The 18,648-nt window shown below is 34.3% G+C and carries 21 protein-coding genes, 2 pseudogenes and 1 other annotated feature; of the genes and pseudogenes, 7 read left to right on the top strand and 16 right to left on the bottom strand.

Features of this window, described 5'->3' with window-relative positions:
* Nucleotides 1–182 precede the first annotated feature (182 nt).
* From argS to U860_RS0115980, 10 genes are all read right to left on the bottom strand, one after another.
* Entirely contained in the window at nt 183–1,871 is a 1,689-nt protein-coding gene (gene argS, locus U860_RS0116025) for an arginine--tRNA ligase (protein WP_025149350.1), read from the bottom strand.
* Between the two features lie 45 nt (nt 1,872–1,916).
* Nucleotides 1,917–2,130: a binding site (T-box leader), on the bottom strand.
* Between the two features lie 40 nt (nt 2,131–2,170).
* Nucleotides 2,171–2,947, bottom strand: a complete 777-nt coding sequence (locus U860_RS0116020) for a class I SAM-dependent methyltransferase (RefSeq protein ID WP_025149349.1) — start codon at nt 2,945–2,947, stop codon at nt 2,171–2,173.
* 49 nt (nt 2,948–2,996) lie between these two features.
* Complete coding sequence (locus U860_RS0116015) at nt 2,997–3,431, bottom strand: BrxA/BrxB family bacilliredoxin (RefSeq protein ID WP_025149348.1); 435 nt, start codon at nt 3,429–3,431, stop codon at nt 2,997–2,999.
* An 83-nt stretch (nt 3,432–3,514) separates the two neighbouring features.
* Nucleotides 3,515–3,898, bottom strand: coding sequence for a DCC1-like thiol-disulfide oxidoreductase family protein (locus U860_RS0116010; protein WP_025149347.1), 384 nt, complete (start codon nt 3,896–3,898; stop codon nt 3,515–3,517).
* Between the two features lie 3 nt (nt 3,899–3,901).
* Nucleotides 3,902–5,029, bottom strand: coding sequence for a conserved virulence factor C family protein (locus U860_RS0116005; protein ID WP_025149346.1), 1,128 nt, complete (start codon nt 5,027–5,029; stop codon nt 3,902–3,904).
* Nucleotides 5,030–5,470: 441 nt separating this feature from the next.
* Nucleotides 5,471–5,809: a single-stranded DNA-binding protein gene (locus tag U860_RS0116000; protein ID WP_025149345.1), complete on the bottom strand. Its 339-nt coding sequence runs from the start codon at nt 5,807–5,809 to the stop codon at nt 5,471–5,473.
* Between the two features lie 161 nt (nt 5,810–5,970).
* Nucleotides 5,971–6,225 carry a DUF4318 domain-containing protein gene (locus U860_RS0115995; protein WP_025149344.1) on the bottom strand — a complete coding sequence of 85 codons (255 nt, stop codon included), beginning with the start codon at nt 6,223–6,225 and terminating at the stop codon, nt 5,971–5,973.
* Between the two features lie 256 nt (nt 6,226–6,481).
* Nucleotides 6,482–7,213: a Bax inhibitor-1/YccA family protein gene (locus U860_RS0115990; RefSeq protein ID WP_025149343.1), complete on the bottom strand. Its 732-nt coding sequence runs from the start codon at nt 7,211–7,213 to the stop codon at nt 6,482–6,484.
* Between the two features lie 76 nt (nt 7,214–7,289).
* Entirely contained in the window at nt 7,290–9,185 is a 1,896-nt protein-coding gene (locus tag U860_RS0115985) for an ABC-F family ATP-binding cassette domain-containing protein (RefSeq protein WP_025149342.1), read from the bottom strand.
* Nucleotides 9,182–9,829 carry an HD domain-containing protein gene (locus U860_RS0115980; RefSeq protein WP_025149341.1) on the bottom strand — a complete coding sequence of 216 codons (648 nt, stop codon included), beginning with the start codon at nt 9,827–9,829 and terminating at the stop codon, nt 9,182–9,184. Before U860_RS0115980 ends, U860_RS0115985 begins: the two co-directional genes overlap by 4 nt.
* A gap of 109 nt (nt 9,830–9,938) precedes the next feature.
* On the opposite strand from U860_RS0115980, the gene U860_RS0115975 reads away from it, so the two are divergent.
* The 5 genes and pseudogenes from U860_RS0115975 (at nt 9,939) to U860_RS0115950 (ending at nt 13,051) form a co-directional block, all read left to right on the top strand.
* Complete coding sequence (locus U860_RS0115975) at nt 9,939–10,610, top strand: hypothetical protein (RefSeq protein WP_025149340.1); 672 nt, start codon at nt 9,939–9,941, stop codon at nt 10,608–10,610.
* Between the two features lie 498 nt (nt 10,611–11,108).
* A complete protein-coding gene (locus U860_RS31605) occupies nt 11,109–11,315 on the top strand; it encodes a hypothetical protein (RefSeq protein WP_240184480.1) in 207 nt (68 codons plus the stop codon).
* A gap of 442 nt (nt 11,316–11,757) precedes the next feature.
* A pseudogene (locus U860_RS37015) lies at nt 11,758–12,204 on the top strand (RNase A-like domain-containing protein); the annotation flags it as partial.
* Nucleotides 12,205–12,222: 18 nt separating this feature from the next.
* Nucleotides 12,223–12,522: a contact-dependent growth inhibition system immunity protein gene (locus U860_RS0115955; RefSeq protein WP_025149338.1), complete on the top strand. Its 300-nt coding sequence runs from the start codon at nt 12,223–12,225 to the stop codon at nt 12,520–12,522.
* A gap of 226 nt (nt 12,523–12,748) precedes the next feature.
* Nucleotides 12,749–13,051: a contact-dependent growth inhibition system immunity protein gene (locus tag U860_RS0115950; RefSeq protein WP_025149337.1), complete on the top strand. Its 303-nt coding sequence runs from the start codon at nt 12,749–12,751 to the stop codon at nt 13,049–13,051.
* A gap of 50 nt (nt 13,052–13,101) precedes the next feature.
* Here U860_RS0115950 and U860_RS35200 read toward each other — a convergent pair.
* Nucleotides 13,102–13,535 (bottom strand): annotated as a pseudogene (locus tag U860_RS35200) (hypothetical protein); the annotation flags it as partial.
* Nucleotides 13,536–13,640: 105 nt separating this feature from the next.
* Nucleotides 13,641–13,808 (bottom strand): hypothetical protein, encoded by a 168-nt coding sequence (locus U860_RS35930; protein WP_025149334.1) that lies wholly within the window; start codon nt 13,806–13,808, stop codon nt 13,641–13,643.
* A gap of 399 nt (nt 13,809–14,207) precedes the next feature.
* On the opposite strand from U860_RS35930, the gene U860_RS0115930 reads away from it, so the two are divergent.
* Nucleotides 14,208–14,564, top strand: a complete 357-nt coding sequence (locus U860_RS0115930) for a septum formation initiator family protein (protein ID WP_025149333.1) — start codon at nt 14,208–14,210, stop codon at nt 14,562–14,564.
* 321 nt (nt 14,565–14,885) lie between these two features.
* On the opposite strand, the gene U860_RS0115925 is transcribed toward U860_RS0115930, so the two are convergent.
* From U860_RS0115925 to exsG, 4 genes are all read right to left on the bottom strand, one after another.
* Complete coding sequence (locus U860_RS0115925; protein WP_002171638.1) at nt 14,886–15,161, bottom strand: stage V sporulation protein S; 276 nt, start codon at nt 15,159–15,161, stop codon at nt 14,886–14,888.
* Nucleotides 15,162–15,425: 264 nt separating this feature from the next.
* Entirely contained in the window at nt 15,426–17,030 is a 1,605-nt protein-coding gene (locus tag U860_RS0115920) for a hypothetical protein (RefSeq protein ID WP_025149332.1), read from the bottom strand.
* A 268-nt stretch (nt 17,031–17,298) separates the two neighbouring features.
* Nucleotides 17,299–17,508 (bottom strand): hypothetical protein, encoded by a 210-nt coding sequence (locus U860_RS0115915; RefSeq protein WP_033795445.1) that lies wholly within the window; start codon nt 17,506–17,508, stop codon nt 17,299–17,301.
* Between the two features lie 189 nt (nt 17,509–17,697).
* Nucleotides 17,698–17,850 carry an exosporium protein ExsG gene (gene exsG / locus U860_RS0115910; protein ID WP_025149330.1) on the bottom strand — a complete coding sequence of 51 codons (153 nt, stop codon included), beginning with the start codon at nt 17,848–17,850 and terminating at the stop codon, nt 17,698–17,700.
* A gap of 220 nt (nt 17,851–18,070) precedes the next feature.
* On the opposite strand from exsG, the gene U860_RS0115905 reads away from it, so the two are divergent.
* A partial coding sequence (locus tag U860_RS0115905) for a DUF6056 family protein (protein ID WP_025149403.1) occupies nt 18,071–18,648 on the top strand: 578 nt, incomplete at its 3' end.

The raw sequence follows: 18,648 nt of genomic DNA, 5'->3' as shown, positions 1-18,648 counted from the left end.
TACACTTCGTAGCATATAACTCCTTATAGTTAAGAGTTTTATTCAAGAAAATACAAAAAGACAAATCAGGTTAATGGTCGCCCGATTTGTCTTTTTGTTACTATATTTAGCTTTAATTTGATCTGCAGTTCATTACTAACGTACTGTGAATATTTGTCACTGCACATAAACACATTTTTATTTTACATCTCCTCAGGAGCCCCAACACCGAGTAAACGTAAGCCTTCTTTTAATACAACCGTCACAGCATAAACTAATGCGAGTCTGCTGTCTTTCTCTTCGCTCTCTTCTAATATACGAACATTACCGTAATATTTATTAAATGATTGTGCTACATCTAATACGTACTTCGAAATGTTTGATGGCTCATTTTTATGAAAGGCTGTTTCAATTACTTGCGGGAATTTATTGAGTAGTTTTACTACACTCCAACTATAATCGTCTTTCAATTCAAAATTACACGTTTCAAATTCCGCGCTTTCTTTTCTTAAAATCGAACAAGCACGCGCGTGTGTGTATTGTACGTATGGTCCTGTTTCTCCTTCAAATTTCAACATATTTTCTAATGAGAATTCGATATTATGCATACGCTCATTTTTTAAATCGTGGAAGATGACTGCTCCAACACCGACTTGTTTTGCTACTTCTTCTTTTTGTTTTAAATTAGGGTTTTTCTCTTCAATATTTTGTTTCGCAAGCGCAACTGCTTCTTCAAGTACTTCTTCTAGTAATATAATTCTACCCTTACGTGTGGACATTTTCTTACCATCTTTTAAAATGAATCCGAACGGTATATGTTCCATTCCATCAACCCAGTTGTAGCCCAATTTTTTTAATACAGTGAAAAATTGATTAAAATGCAAACTTTGTTCTGGGCCCACAACATATAGCGCTTTATCAAATCCATATGTGTTTTGACGATATAAAGCTGCCGTTAAGTCACGTGTTGCATAAATAGTCGCACCATCAGATTTTCTAATTAAGCAAGGCGGCATACCTTCTTCTTCTAAATTAACGACTAATGCGCCTTCTGATTCTTCAAGTAAATTGTGTTCCTCTAAAATTCCAACGAAGTCTTCCATCTTATCGTTATAAAAAGCTTCTCCCTGAAAATTTGTAAATTCCACACCGAGAAGTTCATAAATACGAGAGAACTCCTTTAAAGACTCGTAACGGAACCAATTCCAAAGTTCGACTGCTTCTTCATCACCTTCTTCTAATTTTTTAAACCACGCACGTCCTTCTTCTTCTAGTTCTGGGCTCTCTTTTACTTCTTCATGAAACTGAACATATAGCTTAAATAATTCGCGAATTGGATCTTCTTTAACAACTGCTTCATTGCCCCATTTTTTATATGCAGTAATTAACTTTCCAAACTGCGTTCCCCAATCTCCAATATAATTAATTCCTACAACTTCATATCCACATTTTTCGGCGATATGCTTTAACGAGTTACCAATCATCGTAGAACGTAAATGCCCCATTGAAAAAGGCTTCGCAATATTTGGTGAGGAGTAATCGATAACTACCGTTTTTTCATGTCCAAAATGATTTTGGCCGTATTCTTCTTTTTCTGCTAAAATCGTTTTTAATACCTCATCGCTTACTGTTTGACGATTAAAAAATACGTTTACATAAGGACCAACAGCCTCTACTTTCGTTAAGAACGGATCATTTAATTTCTCTGCGATCTCCTTTGCAATAATAGCCGGTGCTTTCTTATATTGCTTCGCAAGTGAAAAACACGGGAACGCTGCATCTCCGAATTCATCTTGCTTTGGCGTTTCAATTAAGTCTAAAATTTGATTTTGTGTTAATGCATTCGTAATAATACTTGATAGGCTTTTCGCAAACTGCGTTTTATACTCCATACTACAACCTCCTTATTTTTTAAAACACAAAAAACTCGTCTCTAAAAAAGAGACGAGTTTTAACCCGTGGTACCACCCTTGTTGTTCATTTTGAACCACTTTCCCGTTTGTAACGAGGACAGGGGGCCCCGGCTTACTCTACTATTCGTTCAAGAAGCATCTCCGAAGTGCGCTTCATCTTTTTCTCCGCACCAGGCTCCCACCATCCCTAGCTCGCTTTCCTTCTGAAAAAGATTACTCTCTTCATCACAGACAGTATATTTAATTAATTATTGCTTATTATACATCTTTTCAAACAATTAGCAAGGGTCAATTACACCAAAATGAAACTTTGCACTTTTTCTTTTGTATACATGAAAATTGTGTTTTTCAAATCTAGAACTACGGAAATGATCTTTCAGAACGACACGTTTTCTCGCCACACGCTTCGCTTCCGCAATTGTTTCGTCAGTAATATCATGATACAAAGCGAAGTGTTTTAATCCTCTAATTCCATCTGATTCGATGACAGTTTCTTCGAACATCGGATCAATATATACGACGTCATAACTATTATCTTCACATTGTTTTAAAAATGCGAAATGCTCCGTTTGCTTTACATCGATTCTTTGCATTGCCTCATCAATTTCTTCAACTAATGAAGACCATGTTTGCAAACCGTTCTCCATGATGTAAGCCATATATTCATTACCTTCAAGCCCTGTTACTTTTCCGTTCTCACCAACGACATAACTAGCTACGATGCTATCTGATGCCATACCGAGCGTACAATCTAATACCGACATTCCACTCTCTAACTTTGCAGCTAGTACAAACGGATCATGTTCACCTCGCATTAACCTTTTCACACGAAACATTGCTGAATTTGGATGAAAGAAAAACGACTCTTCCGTACCTTTTGGATAAATAGCTAATCGGTTCTTTCCTACGACAAGTACATCTTGTTCGTACTGCTCATGTAGTTTGTATACAGGTATATCCTTACGAATAACGAAAGCGCTATTTAATTCTTCTGCTACTTTTTTTGCATATGCTGTCATTTCTTTATTTGTTCTTCCTGCTGTTGTTACTATCATTGTTTCACCTCTATATAAAGAAAAGAGGGAGATTTACTCTCCCCCTTCTTTAGCAATTCTTTTCGAAAGCTTGTTCTAAGTTTGTAATAATTTCGTCCATTGTTGCCCCTTCAATTTCATGACGGTGAATGAAGTGAACAACTTCTTTTCCTTTTAGTAATGCCATAGATGGTGAAGATGGAGGAATTTCTCCGAAGTATTCACGCATTTTCGCAGTAGCATCTTTATCTTGACCTGCAAATACAGTTACAAGATGATTAGGTTGTTTTTCAGCACGTACAACTGCTTGACCTGCTGATGGACGTGCTAAACCAGCTGCACAACCACAAACAGAGTTTACAACTACTAATGTTGTACCTGATGCATTCTCCATAAATTCTGTTACAGCTTCTTCTGTAGTTAACTCTTCAAATCCAGAACGCACTAGCTCTTGGCGCATTGGAATTACCATTTGACGCATGTATTCTTCATATGCATTTGACATCTTGTAATCTCTCCTTCAACTTTCATTCCAAATTTATCATATCACGCTCTATTAATAGGTGCAAAAGAAAGATAGTAATGTCTTTATTTTTTTAATGGGATTTCACAAACCCCTTCACGGCAATGACCTACGGGTACAAGTTTTCTATTATTAGCAATATAATCATATACTTTACTTCCAAATCCAAGAGCTATCGATAGCTTAATGAAAGGAACTGCAAACCAAAAAGACGGGACAGCCTTCGCTAAGACGTATATACTATGAATGCCATCGTACCATTTATTGCTTTTTAATATATACAGTCTTTGTTCCATCTTGCTCTGTAATTCTTCAGAAAGTTCGTATTGATCCACTACCTCTTTATCTCGAAATGAAATAAATTTCATCTTGCCTTTTTTATCTACTTTTTTCGTACGGTCTGCCACTGCTGTGCACATCGGACACCAACTATCATAGAAAACAATCATAAATTATTCTCCTTTACGAGACTCCGTCATTTGCTTCCATACAGAACCTTTTGCTTCTTCGCCGCCTTCAATACGTTCTAAAGCTAAACGCGCTTGCATCGCTACTTCAAACTCTGGATCATCTTGCGCTGCTTTTAGTGCTGGAATTGCACTTTCATCACCAAGTTCAAATAAGAACATTGCTGCACGCCAGCGTACTAATTTACTTGAATCTTTCAGAGATTTAATCATAACGAACATCGCTGCTGGGTCACCTACGTCTGATAAGCAATCCCCTGCTGTACGGCGAACACTTACAGAACGATCTAATAACGCCTTATATAATAACGGCAATACTTCATCACCTTTTACCATACCTAAATATGCTGTTGCTAAGCGGCGGATAGATACTTTCTCATCATCTAACGCCTTTTTCAATACTGGAATATCTTCTTCAGTAGGATCCATTTGTTCTAAAGCTACAAAACGTTTTTTCCAATCAGAATCTTCCATCATCTCTTCTGTTACTTTATATGGCTCACGCTTTTGAATCGTTACTTCAATAGCACCTGCTTGATCTAATAATTCTTTAATCGTTTGATTTACACGTTCTTCTGAATAAGCAGCGACAAGTTCTTCTACTACTTCTTTCCCGATTTCTTCAAAATTACCGTAACGTGTACTTTGCTCTACCCATTTACGCTCTTTCACAACGTTAGGTGCAGACATTTGCACTTTCATAATTGATTCTTTAAAACGATCAGGTAAGCCAACACGCTCTTCTGTCGTTCCATCTGTTAACTTCACTTGCATCGGAATAGTAAAGAACATTTGAACAAACACTTTCACTTCTCCAAAATGAGAAAGTTGCTGTTCTTCACTTTCTTCCACTATTTCTTCACCGAAAACGGTACGAACTTGTTGTAATAAAACTTTCCAGTCATACTTCGCATTTCTCTCTACTGCTAAAAAGTCTGCTACATGATACACACCTTTAATGCCTTCAATTTTCAAAATTTCTTGTACTTGTACGGGTGCTTGTTCTTTATTTTCATTTGTATAATTATTACGTGCTCCTGATGGTAATACTTCATTCAAAATAACTTTCATTGTATTCGGACTTGGCGTCGGTTCAATTGCTTTAATCTTCACGTAAATAAACTCTCCTTTATTGCATGTTCTTAGCTGTATTGTAACATATTATCCCTCTATACTCCTACTCGGATGCTTAACTACTTTCTTCCCACCATCATACTTTTTCATTCTTTCTTTTTCTTTATATAGAATAATAAAGTTTCTATAGTGCTTAAAGAAAAGAATATATCTTTTTTAGTGGACTATATCCTATTCGCATAAGTTTACTGATTGCAAAATAATTCAAATGGAAGTGCTGAAGACCGACAGACTGTAGATAAGATATGGGAGAATGTACTGACTGATAGTGGCCTCGCCCCTATTGATGTCCATACTCCATTATGGTTGTGGAATCGTACAGGTTTCCCACAAATTTCAAGCTGAGAAACATTACGAAGCAACACCTAATAAAAATACTTTTCACCACATTCTTCCGAACCTATTGTTTAAAGTCCCATTTTATTGCGATGCCCCCTCCCTCCTTCTCTCTAAAAATGTAATACTCTCAATTACAACTTCAGTTCCATATATTCTCTTTCCCTGTTCATCATCGTAATTACTCGTATGAATACGCCCAGTAATCCCAACAAGGGACCCCTTCGTACAATATTCAGTTACATTTTCAGCCGATTTTCGCCAAACGACACAATTTATAAAATCCACTTGTTGTTCACCTAAACTATTTCGAAACCCCCTATTCACCGCAACACATATTCGTGCATAAGCCACTCCTTGTTTTGTGTAGTATAATTCCGGCTCCTTTGTCAATCTACCGATTAATACAACTCGATTCATCATAAGTTATACCACCTCACACATTTTTCTTCATTGTAAAGAAAAATGTGTGAAGGGTAAAAATTGCAAAATGGTATGTTTGTAAATAAAATTACTTATTTTATACCTTATAAAAGTAAAAAAGAAACCTTACATGTTTCAAACATATAGGGTTTCAAATTTTTTTACACTTCGCTGCAAGAAATATAATATCCCCCACGAGCCAACTTAATTTCAGCACGATAAAGTACATTTTCTAAATAAAAAATAATCGGTTTTACTTTGCTCTCAAACTTTAGTTGTTCATTACACTCAGTCGCGTATCTATCAATAGCCGAACAAATCACTTCCGCCGATGGATACGTTAAAGCGTCATCTAGTTCTATGAAAAAACTTTTAGAAAATAGTTTTTTCAAAATCCCTTTTTTCTCTTTCATCATATTCCATCCCCCTTTAATTCAAGTTACTAGCTTCCATATTATACCGTATTCTCAATTTATCCCGCATTAACGGGCAGTAAGACTCCCACTTCAAAATTCGGCGAATGCGAGGGAGTTAGGTGGGAGATCAACTGCCCGTAAAAGCCCGATTGGTTCAACTAATAATCAATGGAGGATGGACCACCCCCCACTGATTAAAGTTTCACTTTATCTTTGAAAATAAAAAATCCTGCACATTTCATGCAGGATTTTTTTATTAATCATTTTTCGTAAAGTAAGAAACAAAACGAAGGATTTCTAAGTATAACCATACTAGCGTCATCATTAGACCCATTGCACCGTACCACTCCATATATTTTGGAGCTTGGCTACGTGCACCGCTTTCGATTAAATCGAAATCTAGTAATAAATTTAATGCAGCAACTACAATAATAACTGCACTAATGATCATACCAATTGTTCCACCTTGGTGAATATATGGAACAGTAACGCCGAACATGTTTAGTAAGAATACGATTAAATACATAACCGCAATTCCCATTGTCGCTGCTATTACACCCGTACGGAATTTATCAGTTACTTTTACTACGCGCGTTGCATACAACACTAACATTGCAAATAGAATTGAAATTGTTAGTAAGACAGCGTTTAAAACGATAGTATCGCCAAATTTCATTGTATAAATCGCTGAAATACTTCCCAATACAACCCCTTCTACTGCTGCATAGATTGGCGCACCAATAGGTGAAAAGCGCGGGAAGAATATAGACGCAAACGCAACAATTGCGGCAATAACTAAAGCACCAATTAATACTGGCATTTTCATCGTATTATTTGTCATCTGTATGTATGAATAGACAGACGTTGCAAGTAACAAGATAAGCATAATAAACGTTTTGCCTACTGTTCCGCCAATAGTCATCGCAGAAGCACTTGCTCCCTCTTTACGAAATGTGTCTTTTTTCAACATTGGATTAGATGTTCTCATTTTTTCCCCTCCTAAAATAGGTTCTATCAATAGTGTAAAGTTTTTCTCTTTACATTTCAATATATGCAGCTTGTTTTTATTTTAAACCTTCAACGATGTCAGATAACTCGCTCCAACGTTCCATCGTTTTTTCTAGCTCTTCTTCTATTTTCTGCTGTGCTTCAGATAATTCTTGTGCCTTTGTGAAGTCAGATCCAACATTCGCAAGTTCTTCTCCAATTGACTCAAGTTTCTCTTCCAGTTCTGCAATTGTATCTTCAATTGTTTCCCATTCACGTTGTTCATTGTAAGAAAGCTTACGTTTACGTTGTTGTTTCGGAACTTCTTCTACTACTTTTTTTTCTTTTTGAACTTCTGCTTTCTCAATGAGTTCTTTCGTTTTTTCCATTTCTAAATAATCAGTATAACTACCTAAGAATTCACGCACTTCGCCTTCGCCAGTAAAGATGAATAATTCATCTACTACTTTATCTAAAAAGTAACGGTCATGCGATACAGTTAAAACGACACCTGGGAAATCTTCTAAATAATCTTCTAGCACTGTTAATGTTTGTGTATCTAGATCATTCGTAGGTTCGTCAAGTAATAGTACATTTGGTTCTCCCATTAATATACGTAATAAGTATAAACGTCTTCTTTCACCACCAGATAGTTTACCAAGCGGTGTTCCATGTGAATGCGGCGGGAATAAGAAACGTTCTAGCATTTGAGATGCGCCAATTACTTTTCCGTCTGTCGTATGAATGACTTCCGCAATTTCTTTAATATATTCAATCATACGCTGGTTTAAATTCATCTCTTCATTTTCTTGCGTATAATAAGCTATTTTTACAGTTTGTCCAACTTCAATTTCACCACTATCAGGAGATAGCTTGCCTGCAAGCATATTTAATAGAGAAGATTTTCCACTTCCATTCGCTCCAATAATTCCAATACGATCGCCTGGTTTCACAATATGGTTAAAATTATGTAGTACTGTCTTATCGCCAAATTTTTTCGTTACGTCTTTTAACTCAAGTACTTTCTTTCCTAGACGACTTCCACTTAGTGCAATATCAACTGACTGTTTCGCAGCTGGTCCTTCTTGCCCCTTTAGTTCTTCAAAACGTTGAATACGTGCTTTTTGTTTTGTAGAACGGGCTTTTGCACCACGTCGAATCCAAGCAAGTTCACGACGATATAAATTTTGGCGTTTTGATTCTTGTGCCGATTCTTGCTCTTCACGAAGTGCTTTCGCTTCTAAAAATGTACTATAGTTTCCTTCGTAGCTATATAGTTTACCATTATCTAATTCAAAAATACGGTTTGTCACACGATCTAAGAAATAACGATCATGGGTTACAAGTAATACCGCACCTGTGTATCTTGCTAGATATTCTTCTAACCATTCAACTGTCTCATGATCAAGATGGTTCGTAGGCTCGTCTAAAATTAATAGATCAGGTGTTTCAATAAAACATTGTGCCATTGCGATACGTTTTTTTTGTCCACCAGATAAATTCCCAACAGTTGCTGTGAAATCTGTAATTCCTAATTTCGTTAAAAGAGATTTCGCATTTGCATTTGCTTCCCACGCACTCATTGCATCCATACGTTGCTGCACTGCAAATAATTGTTCTTGTACTTTTTCATTACTTGGATCTTTTTCGATATTTAATAGCGCCTTTTCATAATCACGAAGAAGACGAATTAAAGGTGTATCACCATGGAATACTTGCTCTAATACTGTTAGTTTTTCATCAAACTCAGGCTGCTGTGATAAATAACTAATTGTATACCCACGCGAATGCGTCATATCACCTGTATCAGGAATTTCTACCCCTGCAATAATTTTTAATAACGTTGATTTACCAGTACCGTTTACACCAATAATTCCAGCACGTTGTCCCTCCGTAATACTACATGATAGTCCATCAAATAACGGTTTATCTCCGTATGATTTCGATAAGTTTTCCACAGTTAACATTTTCATATTTGTGCATTCCACTCTTTCATAAATTGTTCAATAAACTCTTCCATATAACGATGACGAACTTCAGCCTCTCGTTTTGCTGCGTTCGTGTTCATTAAGTCTTTTAGTTTTAAAAGTTTTTCATAAAAATGATTTAAAGATGGATCGTTATTTTTTCGGTATTCATCTTTCGCCATCACTTCACGAGGAGGAATATTTGGATCATACATTAATCTCCCTTTCGCTCCTCCGTATGCAAACGTACGAGCTATTCCAATTGCACCAAGAGCGTCTAAACGATCCGCATCTTGAACAATTTCCCCTTCAATTGATTCCACTTTGCCACCATGGCCACCCTTAAAGGACATATTCGCAATAATGTGGAGAATATGTTTACTTTCCTCTTGTTCAACATGTAAATCTTCTAACCAATCAGAAACTTTTTTCATTCCTGCCTCTTCACTCTCATTTAACTTCTCATCTGCTACATCGTGAAGTAATGCCGCCATTTCAATTATAAAACGATTTCCCCCTTCTTGCTCGGATAAAGAAATCGCCAATTTATGTACTCGTTCAATATGATACCAATCATGCCCACTCGCATCTTTTTCTAAAATATGTTTTACGAAAGTTATTGTTTTTTGAATTTTTTCTTGTTTTATCATTTTATCTTCACCCAGTTTCTTATTGTAACACGCCCGCATTTTTTCATCACATATTTTCTTGTCCGCCCATACACTAGGTGGTAGGCATCATCATGAAGGAGGAATAAAAATGTTCTATAATAATCAACCGCCTTACCCACAACAACCATTTTCCCCTCAACATCAGGATCAAAGATATGCAGAACAATATGGGGAGCAAGAAACACAACATCAAGAACCCCAATACGAACAAGATCCATACGCAACTCCGCAAAATCAAGAAGCTGAATATCAACAAAATCCATATGAAACACGTCCAAATTATGAATATCCTCAAAATCCATATGTAGCACCACAAAATCAAGAACAACAATATCAACAAAATCCATACGCATCTCAGCCACAACAACCGCAATACCAACAACAAATGTATCAACCAAACTCCGATTCACGTGTCTCACCACCTGCACCACCAACAATTGATCCGACGCAACCACAAATTTTACCTCCAGGACCAACGTTAGATACTACACAGCCACAAATTTTACCTCCAGGACCAATTACAGAACCAACACAACAACAAATCCAACAAGTTGTCGGCACACAGTTTTTAACTTTAAAGAAACCTGTACTAGATTTCGTAAAACCTTGGGTAGATTACGGTTTAAATGAAGCAAAACATACATCACACCAACACGCTTTAACGGAAGTTGCTGCTATTATGTTCTTAGTTGGAAAAGGATTCAACCCGACGATTGCTCATTATATTGTAGAATCTTGGGAGAAGAATGAGCAGTTTTAATCTTATTCATTTTGTGTTAAATAAAACTATAAACGTGTCACAAATGCCTGTTATACAAGCATTTGTGACACTTTTTCATTTGTTATATTATATTTCAATAGGGAATTTCATATTTTTTCACGTGTTTTTATATTATTTGTGAGCAAATAATAGCCTTTTAATTAAACTATATTAGATCGATTTTTATTTTAAAAACAATTCATTTAACATACATTTCTGCAATAAATCTTGTATTACAATCACCTTGATAAATAGGTATTGCCGTTCCCATTGTTGAACTTGTGTGTGGAATATATCCTCTGGATTCATCAAGTTTTACTTCCACAAAATTGGCCTTTAGAATGGATTTCAGATGTACGAAAAGTACCAAATAAATAATTGAAATGAAAATGGAGGTATTTAAATACTAATGCATACTCAAAATATTACCGAATAAAAAAAACAAATGAACAATATTATTAAAAATCTTGAAAAAGAAAATGAAGTTAAAGAAAAAAAATGATTGATGATATAATTAAACGTTACAAAGCAGCTGTAGCCGTATTAGAAACTAAAGAACTTTCTTCACTATCCAGACTAGATTTCAAGATTTTTGGTGGAGTTAGAGCATATCTCGACTCTTGTAGTGATTATGATAATCCTATATTAGGTGAAATGTATAAGGTAGAACAATCTCTTCAGGCTATATTAAATAGCAATAAATAATATTAGACCGTCCTCAAAAAATGATTGATATATATAGGAGGACAATATATATGTCTAAAAATGCAAATGTACTATTAAGTCAAATCGAGATAGTAATTGAAATTACAAAAAATAAATAAAAAGAAAAAGAAGATCCATTCTATGAAGATTTACTAAAACGATTAAATCGTTTAGCTAATTATCTGCAAAGTAACGACTATACTAATGACGGACTAGAATCTCATCGAATTAAAGGCGCAGTGAGAGCCTATACTGATACCGGCCTCGTAAAAAGTTTTGACGACTCTCTACTTATTGAATTAGATAAATTAGAGATTATGCTAAATGAAAATTAACAATTCCTTTTCAAGTATACTAATTGTAAATAATATTAGACCATCTATTACCAGCGGTTTATTTCTTTTTCTATTTCACATATACATAGATTTCATTTGCTGTTAGACAAGCTAAAGATACTTTGGTATTTGCTGAAAACATAGATAGATCAACTCAATATAGTCCACGTGTATTTGATGGTGATTTAAAGCAACACGAAGATAAAGGCGGACATTTAATGGACAAGCATGTTGAAATATCTAATGAAGCATTGGTTCAACGCTTAATAGATGATCCAGATATCACAGGATCTTCATCTTTTAATGATTTAAAATCAGCTCAAAAAGTTGCTGATGAAGTGTTAACTAATCCTCGAAATATACGTAAAATAGAAAGGTAGTTAGATGATCCTTACAGCTGGCCAACTCTAGCGTTTAAGTATAGAGGTGATGAAGTTATTGGTCGATCTATTGTAAGAGGATCTGAAAATGTTTTAGAGGTAACTAATGCTAAAATTCTCTTAAAAAAAGACGGGCAAGGAAGTTATATTCGGACAGGATATCCCGTAAGATAGAAATTTAGGAGGATACTTATGAATGATAAAGATTATATGTATGAAGAATTAAGTGATTTTTTAGATGGAACATTTCATCAAGATATGGGAACAGCAGAAAAAGCCTTAAATGAATTTATAGAAGAAGCTCATAAAGTGTGTATAGAAAATACTATAAAGTACATAACTGAATTTTTAAAAAGTGATTTATCTACACAAGAAAAAGAAGAGTTCATTAAAGATTATACTGAAGTTTATTTTCCTTCTTTAAAACTTACTCCTATAGAATGGCTTGAACAAACAGTTGAAACGTTAAAACAAGCATTAAAAAATAATTAGTAAAAATCGACCGCCCGTAATAGGCGGTCTTTTCTTCGTATTACTTCACATTCACGTACGTATTACTATCCGTAATTTATAGCGGTAATGCTATAATTGGACGAGTTATCAACAGAGGATAAAACAGTGCTTCGGATGCGGAAAATGCTGTGATTGTTTTGAAAAAAGATAACCAAGGAAGTTTTATTATTACAGGATATCCAGAAAAGTAGAGGAGAGAATTTATATGGAAAATAAATATAGCTCATATAAAGAATTAGGTGATTTTTTAGCAGGAACATTTCACCAAGACATGGAATCACCTGAGGAAGCTCTTAGTGAATTTATAATGGAAGTTAATAAAGTCTGTATCGAAAATACTATAAATGATATACTTTCATTTTTAATCGGTAATTTAACTGATAGTGAAAAAGAGGAATTTATTACATATAAAACTTATATTTATTTCCCTGCATTAAATTTAACAGCTTTAGAATGGTTAAAGCAAACTCTTGAAACACTAAAAGAAGCTATAAAAAGTAAAGAATAAAATTACACTAAACAAAGCCGACTCTATATAAGAGCCGGCTTTTCATTTTGCTATTTAACTTGTACAAAATATGGACTATCTGTAATATAGAATACACTTCCACGAGAATTTTTCACTTTATATTGTCTCGACCCATTCACTATCACTTTATCAATGATAGTAAATCCTAATCCTGTATCTACAGATCCAGCAACATCTTTATCCTGCCAAGATGGATCGTCATAGAAACGTAGATTATTAACTTTAGAAACAACACGCTTTCCAACAATAGAAGAATCCACTGTGCTTTTCTTACTAAACTTCACATAAGTTGGATCGTTTTTAATCCATTGCTCACCGCCAAGATTTAACCAACCATCCTTTTCGTCACATCATAGTGAGTCCACAATCCTTTTTCTACAGATAATCCACGATCACGTAGGATTTTAGCAAGTAATTTTACATATTTATCATAGCTGCGTTTGAATTTCTTGTAATCAAATGTTCCGTCCTCATTACGTACAGCAAAATAGATTTCTTTTACATCATGTTTGTCATCATTCATCATCCTCCAAAATAAAAAGCACCCGAATGGATGCTTAGATTAAACTTATTCATTATCAATATCTCTACTTTCATCATTAACTGATTTCGGGTCTAACAAGCTTCCTATATCAGGCGACAAAGTTAACTCTATACCAGCTACTGGCTGATTATCCTCATTAAAATAATACTTCTTCACCTTATTCAATTCTTCATTTTTCTTATTTTCACTCATATTACCCCGCCTTTTATGTATGATATTAAACACTTTACTTAATATGTACATTGAGAAAGATAATATACTATTTTTTCAACTCTCACACGACTTATACAATTATTGAAGGTTCCATATTTTCTCTCTTTCTATTCAAATAACGATTTTGTTACTTTTTCGTAACTACTATAGGTATATGTACATGTTACAATTTATATGATTTTACAGATTACCCCTTGCAACTCCATGTATATTCTGCCCTTGTTGCTCCTCCAATAAGGGCAGTTTTTAATAAAGAATAGGGATTTTATTTAAAGTTTACAAAACCCACATTTACAAAAATGAGTTCAAAATTCCCATTTTGTTTATATGATTTCTTAAAAAATTTAAAATTCTATAATTAGTAATGGAGGCATTAAAATGAGCAATACCCCAGAATTATCACAACAATTAGTCCCCAAAAAACAATTTAATCCTAACAATCGACAACAAACGAAGAAAAAACTAAGACGGCGTTTGTTGTTAACTTTAGCTTTTATATTGTCTGTAACTTTGTCTGCTCAACATTCCATTTACCAACAACAAAAATTAACAAAAGCAAAACAAGCCCTAATAGTTCAAGAAAAACAAAGATTATCCGCTCTAGAAAAGGTTGGAAAATCCCTTGAGAAAGATATTAAGACTTTAACAGCAAGCGAAGAGGGAATGCTAAAATTCGCAAGAAAATTATATAAATTTTCCAAACCTGGCGAGACTATATTCCCAATAAATAATTAACGTATAAATATCTGATAGTAATTTAATTTATTTAATATTTGTATCACTGATTTTAATTATTTTTGCTCCAAAAGGTATAGGAAGGAATTTTTATATTGTTGTTTTTATACTTGTAAGTATTTTCTACCCCTTCTTTTCCATTATTGGTGCTATTATATTGGTGCTATGTTCGGGGCTAGCTGAAACACATTTAAAAGACATAAGCCCGGTACAATACCGGGTCCATGCCCAAGGAACTTCCAAATGAAATAACGTGTCTAACTTTTTTGGATCACTTCATTCTATCAAACTTTTCAAATCCCCTTATACTAGCGTCTTCTATTAGGACCTCTTTTTTCTAGGACCTACAATTAATTTGATTGCTGTTCTTTCTTGATTATTGATAGAAACCTCTTGAAATGCTGGAACAAGAACCAAGTCAATGCCACTTGGAGCTACAAAACCTCTTGCAATCGCAATTGCTTTAATCGCTTGATTTAAAGAACCAGCTCCAATCACTTGGATTTCTACATTGCCACTTGCTCTTAGTACACCCGCAATTGCACCTGCAACTGAATTTGGACTTGATTTTGAGGATACCTTTAATATATTTTCCATGTAAGTTGCTCCCTCTATTATTTATTAGCTTTTCGTTACAGTTTGAAAAATAGTTAACGTATCTTTATTCCTACCAAAAGCAAACAGTACTGTATAATTACATTCATTCGATACTTTTTGTCTTCTTCCTGCCCAACTACATAAATAAAAAGCGAGGACTAAATTTCAAACTTAGTCCCCGCTTTATTCATTATCTCCTGGTTCACACTAATATATCTTATTGATTAAAGTTTCACTTTATTTAATTCTATATGTTTATTTCTCTTACTTCTCCACATAAACAGACTTAACAATCGTACGATTATAAGGTTGTCCTTCCTTATTCATCCCTTTTATATCAATCGTAACGTTATATACGCCTGGCTGCTTTACGTTTTTCAAAGCGCCTGTAAACGTATTAGTATTTATATTTTGTGTTTCATTTGATTCAGATACTAGCTCCCCTTCTTTATTAATTACTCTTACTGTTACTGAAAGATCACCTTTCATTTCAGGAGCTGTAGGTGATTTTTTTAGTTTATAATCTGTTTTATCTACTTTGACTTTTGCCGGCATTTGAAGGACGAACGGAGCTTCTTTTTTGTAATCAGTTACAATTAAATATGCATCTTTCGGCTGCTTCGCCATCATTTTAACTTTCCATTCTCCTACGTCCATTTTATCAAATTTAAATGTTCTTATAGTCGCTCCTTTAAAGAAAGATTCACCTTCACCAATTGCGAAAGCACTATCTTTATTTGTATAAACTTTTCCTTTTGGAGATATAAGTTGTGTTTCTACATCTGAAGAGGCAGTTAAAACTGAGACTGTTCCTTCTGCCTTTTTATCTACCACAACAGTTTGCCCTATCCACTGATTTTGTTGTAATTCTCCTCCTAAAATATTTTGATTAGAAGTTGTGTTTAATTGTTCTACCTTTTCATCTGAACTATAACTCGGAGCTAATAAAGCTGGTACTGCTACATTTGCTGTACGTAAATATGGTTCAATTCTTGCGAAAACAGCTGAACCTTTCCGTATATTGTCATGATCAAATCTTGAATCTGTAAATAAATGTGTTCCATACGGCAACTTAGCACTCCATTCGTTCACTAATCCATCATTAGAACCGTACGATGCTAAATACAGTCCGCCCATAGATAATGCTGAAAATACAGGTCCCCAACTTGTCCCAGTAGCCGTAAAGTAGCGGTTCAACTTAACTGCAGGATTATTATCTATTGTAGATCGGAATTTTGCCATTTCACCTATTTGTAATGAGTACGTACCATCATCTTTTTGACCTAATATAGAAGCAAGCCATCCTGCCCACCAACTATATGATAAATCCGCTAAATTTGATCCATAATGCGGAGTGGCAAGTGTAATAACATTTCCAACAAATCGATTCGCTCCGTATCCAACTAAAGCAGCTTGTGTATCGATACCACCTTTACTATGAGCTACAATATTTACTTTTTTACCAAAATGATTATAAATCTCTTCAAGTTTTTGCGCTAACAATTTTCCATTGTCCCACTGACTCGCTGACCCTTTCCCTGCAGCATCATACAATTGAATAAATACAGTTTGATAGCCTGCTTTCACTGCATAATCGTACATATCATTTATATCGTGATACACTGTTTTTCCATACCAACTATCCGCATTACCATTTCTTCCTTGCACAAAGAGAATCGGTGGTTTATTCTCATCATAATTAGCTGGCTTCTGACCTAAAAACCATTCTCCAGGAGTATATACTTCTTTATCTGGAAATCCGGTCTTAAGCTCTTTTACAACCTCCGCCTGTATATTTGTACTAATAACCATTGGACTCATAATAAAAAGTACAATAAGTAATACGATACATCTTTTCATAATCCCCATTAAAATCCCCCTTTTTCCGTCTGAAAGAAAGCGTTATCATTTTAGTAAATACCTATTGTTAAAAAACTATTTAATCAATTATTTTTGTGATACATTTGAATAAGAAATTAATAACGACATTCCTTTCTTATCCAACGATATTCTCTAAATAATCATCCATTCCTTTTTGCAATAAGGGCATTAAATATTTCTCAACAAAGCTTTCTCTTTACAAAAAAGCTGCGTATAAAAGGTCTCTTTAATAACCTTTTATACGCAGCTTCTTTGTTTAAAACTCGATGATGTACTCATCACCATATTTATCGTATTGTAAACCAGCTTCGATTTTCAATTCTGTAACTTGATCTCTTAAAAATGGTGCATCTTCAATATTACTAGTTGCAATTTCAATTCCATATTTTTTTGTTAAGTGCGCTAACTCTATTAAAAACCATTCTCTTCGCAATGCGACTGGAATGTCATACGTTCGTCTTTTCATGTATACTAGCGCCTCATTTATTTTCATAAATATAAAGAGTATCCCCTCTATTTTTAATACACTTTTTAAATCTATATTTCATCATAAAAGGCTAATGAAACATTTTAGTATATGTATGTCTGTTTTAAACGTGCTATTGCAAAATTAGTATAAAATAGACGGCATTCCCTTTTACTATTACAATTTAAATTAAGAGTATTTTGGTACACCTAAAGCTAAAAATAAACCTGATACTCCTTCTGTAATTGGTACTTTTAACGTAATAACATCATCTACTTTCGTTACTAAAAAGTAAGCATTACCTTCTTGTAACACGCAATTCACTAACAATTGGAATTCCATTCAAATCCCCTTCTTTCAGACGAGATACTATAATCTATGAAAATCTTTTCGAAAGATAATAGGAATTAAATTCATTTTTCTCTATATATAAAATATTTATTTTTTTGTTTGTTTATCTATTAAAAATAATATAAATTTTTTTATTTTATTAGAAACCCTGTTAATCCCAATGAATTCTTATATAATCAAAAGGGCAAATCTTACAAATGGAGGTATTGAAATGGCAGTTTTGAGTAATATTGGTACAGCTTTATTTTTTATTGCTTTTATTCTTTTAATCTTATGTACTATTTCATTCTTTAAGAAAAATGGTAAGGCGATAAAATATGGTCGTTTTACCGTTATTCTTTTTATGATTTCAATTATCTTAATGGTGACCGGCACAACAAAATCTGATCACCCAGTCGTCGAATTTTTTTCTATTTTAAGTTTCGTTCTATTTATATTCTTCCTTGTTCTTGCGATATTATCTGTTATTAAGAAAACAGGTGTAGCAAAAAAACAATTTATTATTACCGCTGTGTTATTTGTCATTTTCGTTGCGCTATTAGGTATTTCAGGTCCTTCATCTGAAAAAACGACAACAAGTAATAAACAAGTCGCTTCTAATAATGAAGAGAAAAAGGCTGCCGAAAAGAAAAAGGAATTAGAAAAGAAAGAGGCGGACGATAAAACTCGTAAACAAGAAGATGAGAAACGCCAAGCTGAGGAACAAGCTCGTAAGCAAGAAGAACAACGTCAAGCTGAAGAACAAGCTCATAAACAGCAAGAAGAACAACAACGTCAAGCTGAAGAACA

Source organism: Bacillus sp. H1a, assembly GCF_000633475.1.
In the GTDB taxonomy this organism is placed as follows: Bacteria; Bacillota; Bacilli; order Bacillales; family Bacillaceae_G; genus Bacillus_A; species Bacillus_A paramycoides.
The sequence above is the reverse complement of the archived record's forward strand: the minus strand, read 5'-3'. Positions and strand labels throughout refer to the sequence as shown.

What these genes read in the sequence shown, in the direction of transcription:
- argS (WP_025149350.1), bottom strand. Translation starts at nt 1,871, where the DNA reads ATGGAGTATAAAACGCAGTTTGCGAAAAGCCTATCAAGTATTATTACG.
- U860_RS0116020 (WP_025149349.1), bottom strand. Translation starts at nt 2,947, where the DNA reads ATGATAGTAACAACAGCAGGAAGAACAAATAAAGAAATGACAGCATAT.
- U860_RS0116015 (WP_025149348.1), bottom strand. Translation starts at nt 3,431, where the DNA reads ATGTCAAATGCATATGAAGAATACATGCGTCAAATGGTAATTCCAATG.
- U860_RS0116010 (WP_025149347.1), bottom strand. Translation starts at nt 3,898, where the DNA reads ATGATTGTTTTCTATGATAGTTGGTGTCCGATGTGCACAGCAGTGGCA.
- U860_RS0116000 (WP_025149345.1), bottom strand. Translation starts at nt 5,809, where the DNA reads ATGATGAATCGAGTTGTATTAATCGGTAGATTGACAAAGGAGCCGGAA.
- U860_RS0115995 (WP_025149344.1), bottom strand. Translation starts at nt 6,225, where the DNA reads ATGATGAAAGAGAAAAAAGGGATTTTGAAAAAACTATTTTCTAAAAGT.
- U860_RS0115990 (WP_025149343.1), bottom strand. Translation starts at nt 7,213, where the DNA reads ATGAGAACATCTAATCCAATGTTGAAAAAAGACACATTTCGTAAAGAG.
- U860_RS0115985 (WP_025149342.1), bottom strand. Translation starts at nt 9,185, where the DNA reads ATGAAAATGTTAACTGTGGAAAACTTATCGAAATCATACGGAGATAAA.
- U860_RS0115980 (WP_025149341.1), bottom strand. Translation starts at nt 9,829, where the DNA reads ATGATAAAACAAGAAAAAATTCAAAAAACAATAACTTTCGTAAAACAT.
- U860_RS0115975 (WP_025149340.1), top strand. Translation starts at nt 9,939, where the DNA reads ATGTTCTATAATAATCAACCGCCTTACCCACAACAACCATTTTCCCCT.
- U860_RS31605 (WP_240184480.1), top strand. Translation starts at nt 11,109, where the DNA reads ATGATTGATGATATAATTAAACGTTACAAAGCAGCTGTAGCCGTATTA.
- U860_RS0115955 (WP_025149338.1), top strand. Translation starts at nt 12,223, where the DNA reads ATGAATGATAAAGATTATATGTATGAAGAATTAAGTGATTTTTTAGAT.
- U860_RS0115950 (WP_025149337.1), top strand. Translation starts at nt 12,749, where the DNA reads ATGGAAAATAAATATAGCTCATATAAAGAATTAGGTGATTTTTTAGCA.
- U860_RS35930 (WP_025149334.1), bottom strand. Translation starts at nt 13,808, where the DNA reads ATGAGTGAAAATAAGAAAAATGAAGAATTGAATAAGGTGAAGAAGTAT.
- U860_RS0115930 (WP_025149333.1), top strand. Translation starts at nt 14,208, where the DNA reads ATGAGCAATACCCCAGAATTATCACAACAATTAGTCCCCAAAAAACAA.
- U860_RS0115925 (WP_002171638.1), bottom strand. Translation starts at nt 15,161, where the DNA reads ATGGAAAATATATTAAAGGTATCCTCAAAATCAAGTCCAAATTCAGTT.
- U860_RS0115920 (WP_025149332.1), bottom strand. Translation starts at nt 17,030, where the DNA reads ATGGGGATTATGAAAAGATGTATCGTATTACTTATTGTACTTTTTATT.
- U860_RS0115915 (WP_033795445.1), bottom strand. Translation starts at nt 17,508, where the DNA reads ATGAAAAGACGAACGTATGACATTCCAGTCGCATTGCGAAGAGAATGG.
- exsG (WP_025149330.1), bottom strand. Translation starts at nt 17,850, where the DNA reads ATGGAATTCCAATTGTTAGTGAATTGCGTGTTACAAGAAGGTAATGCT.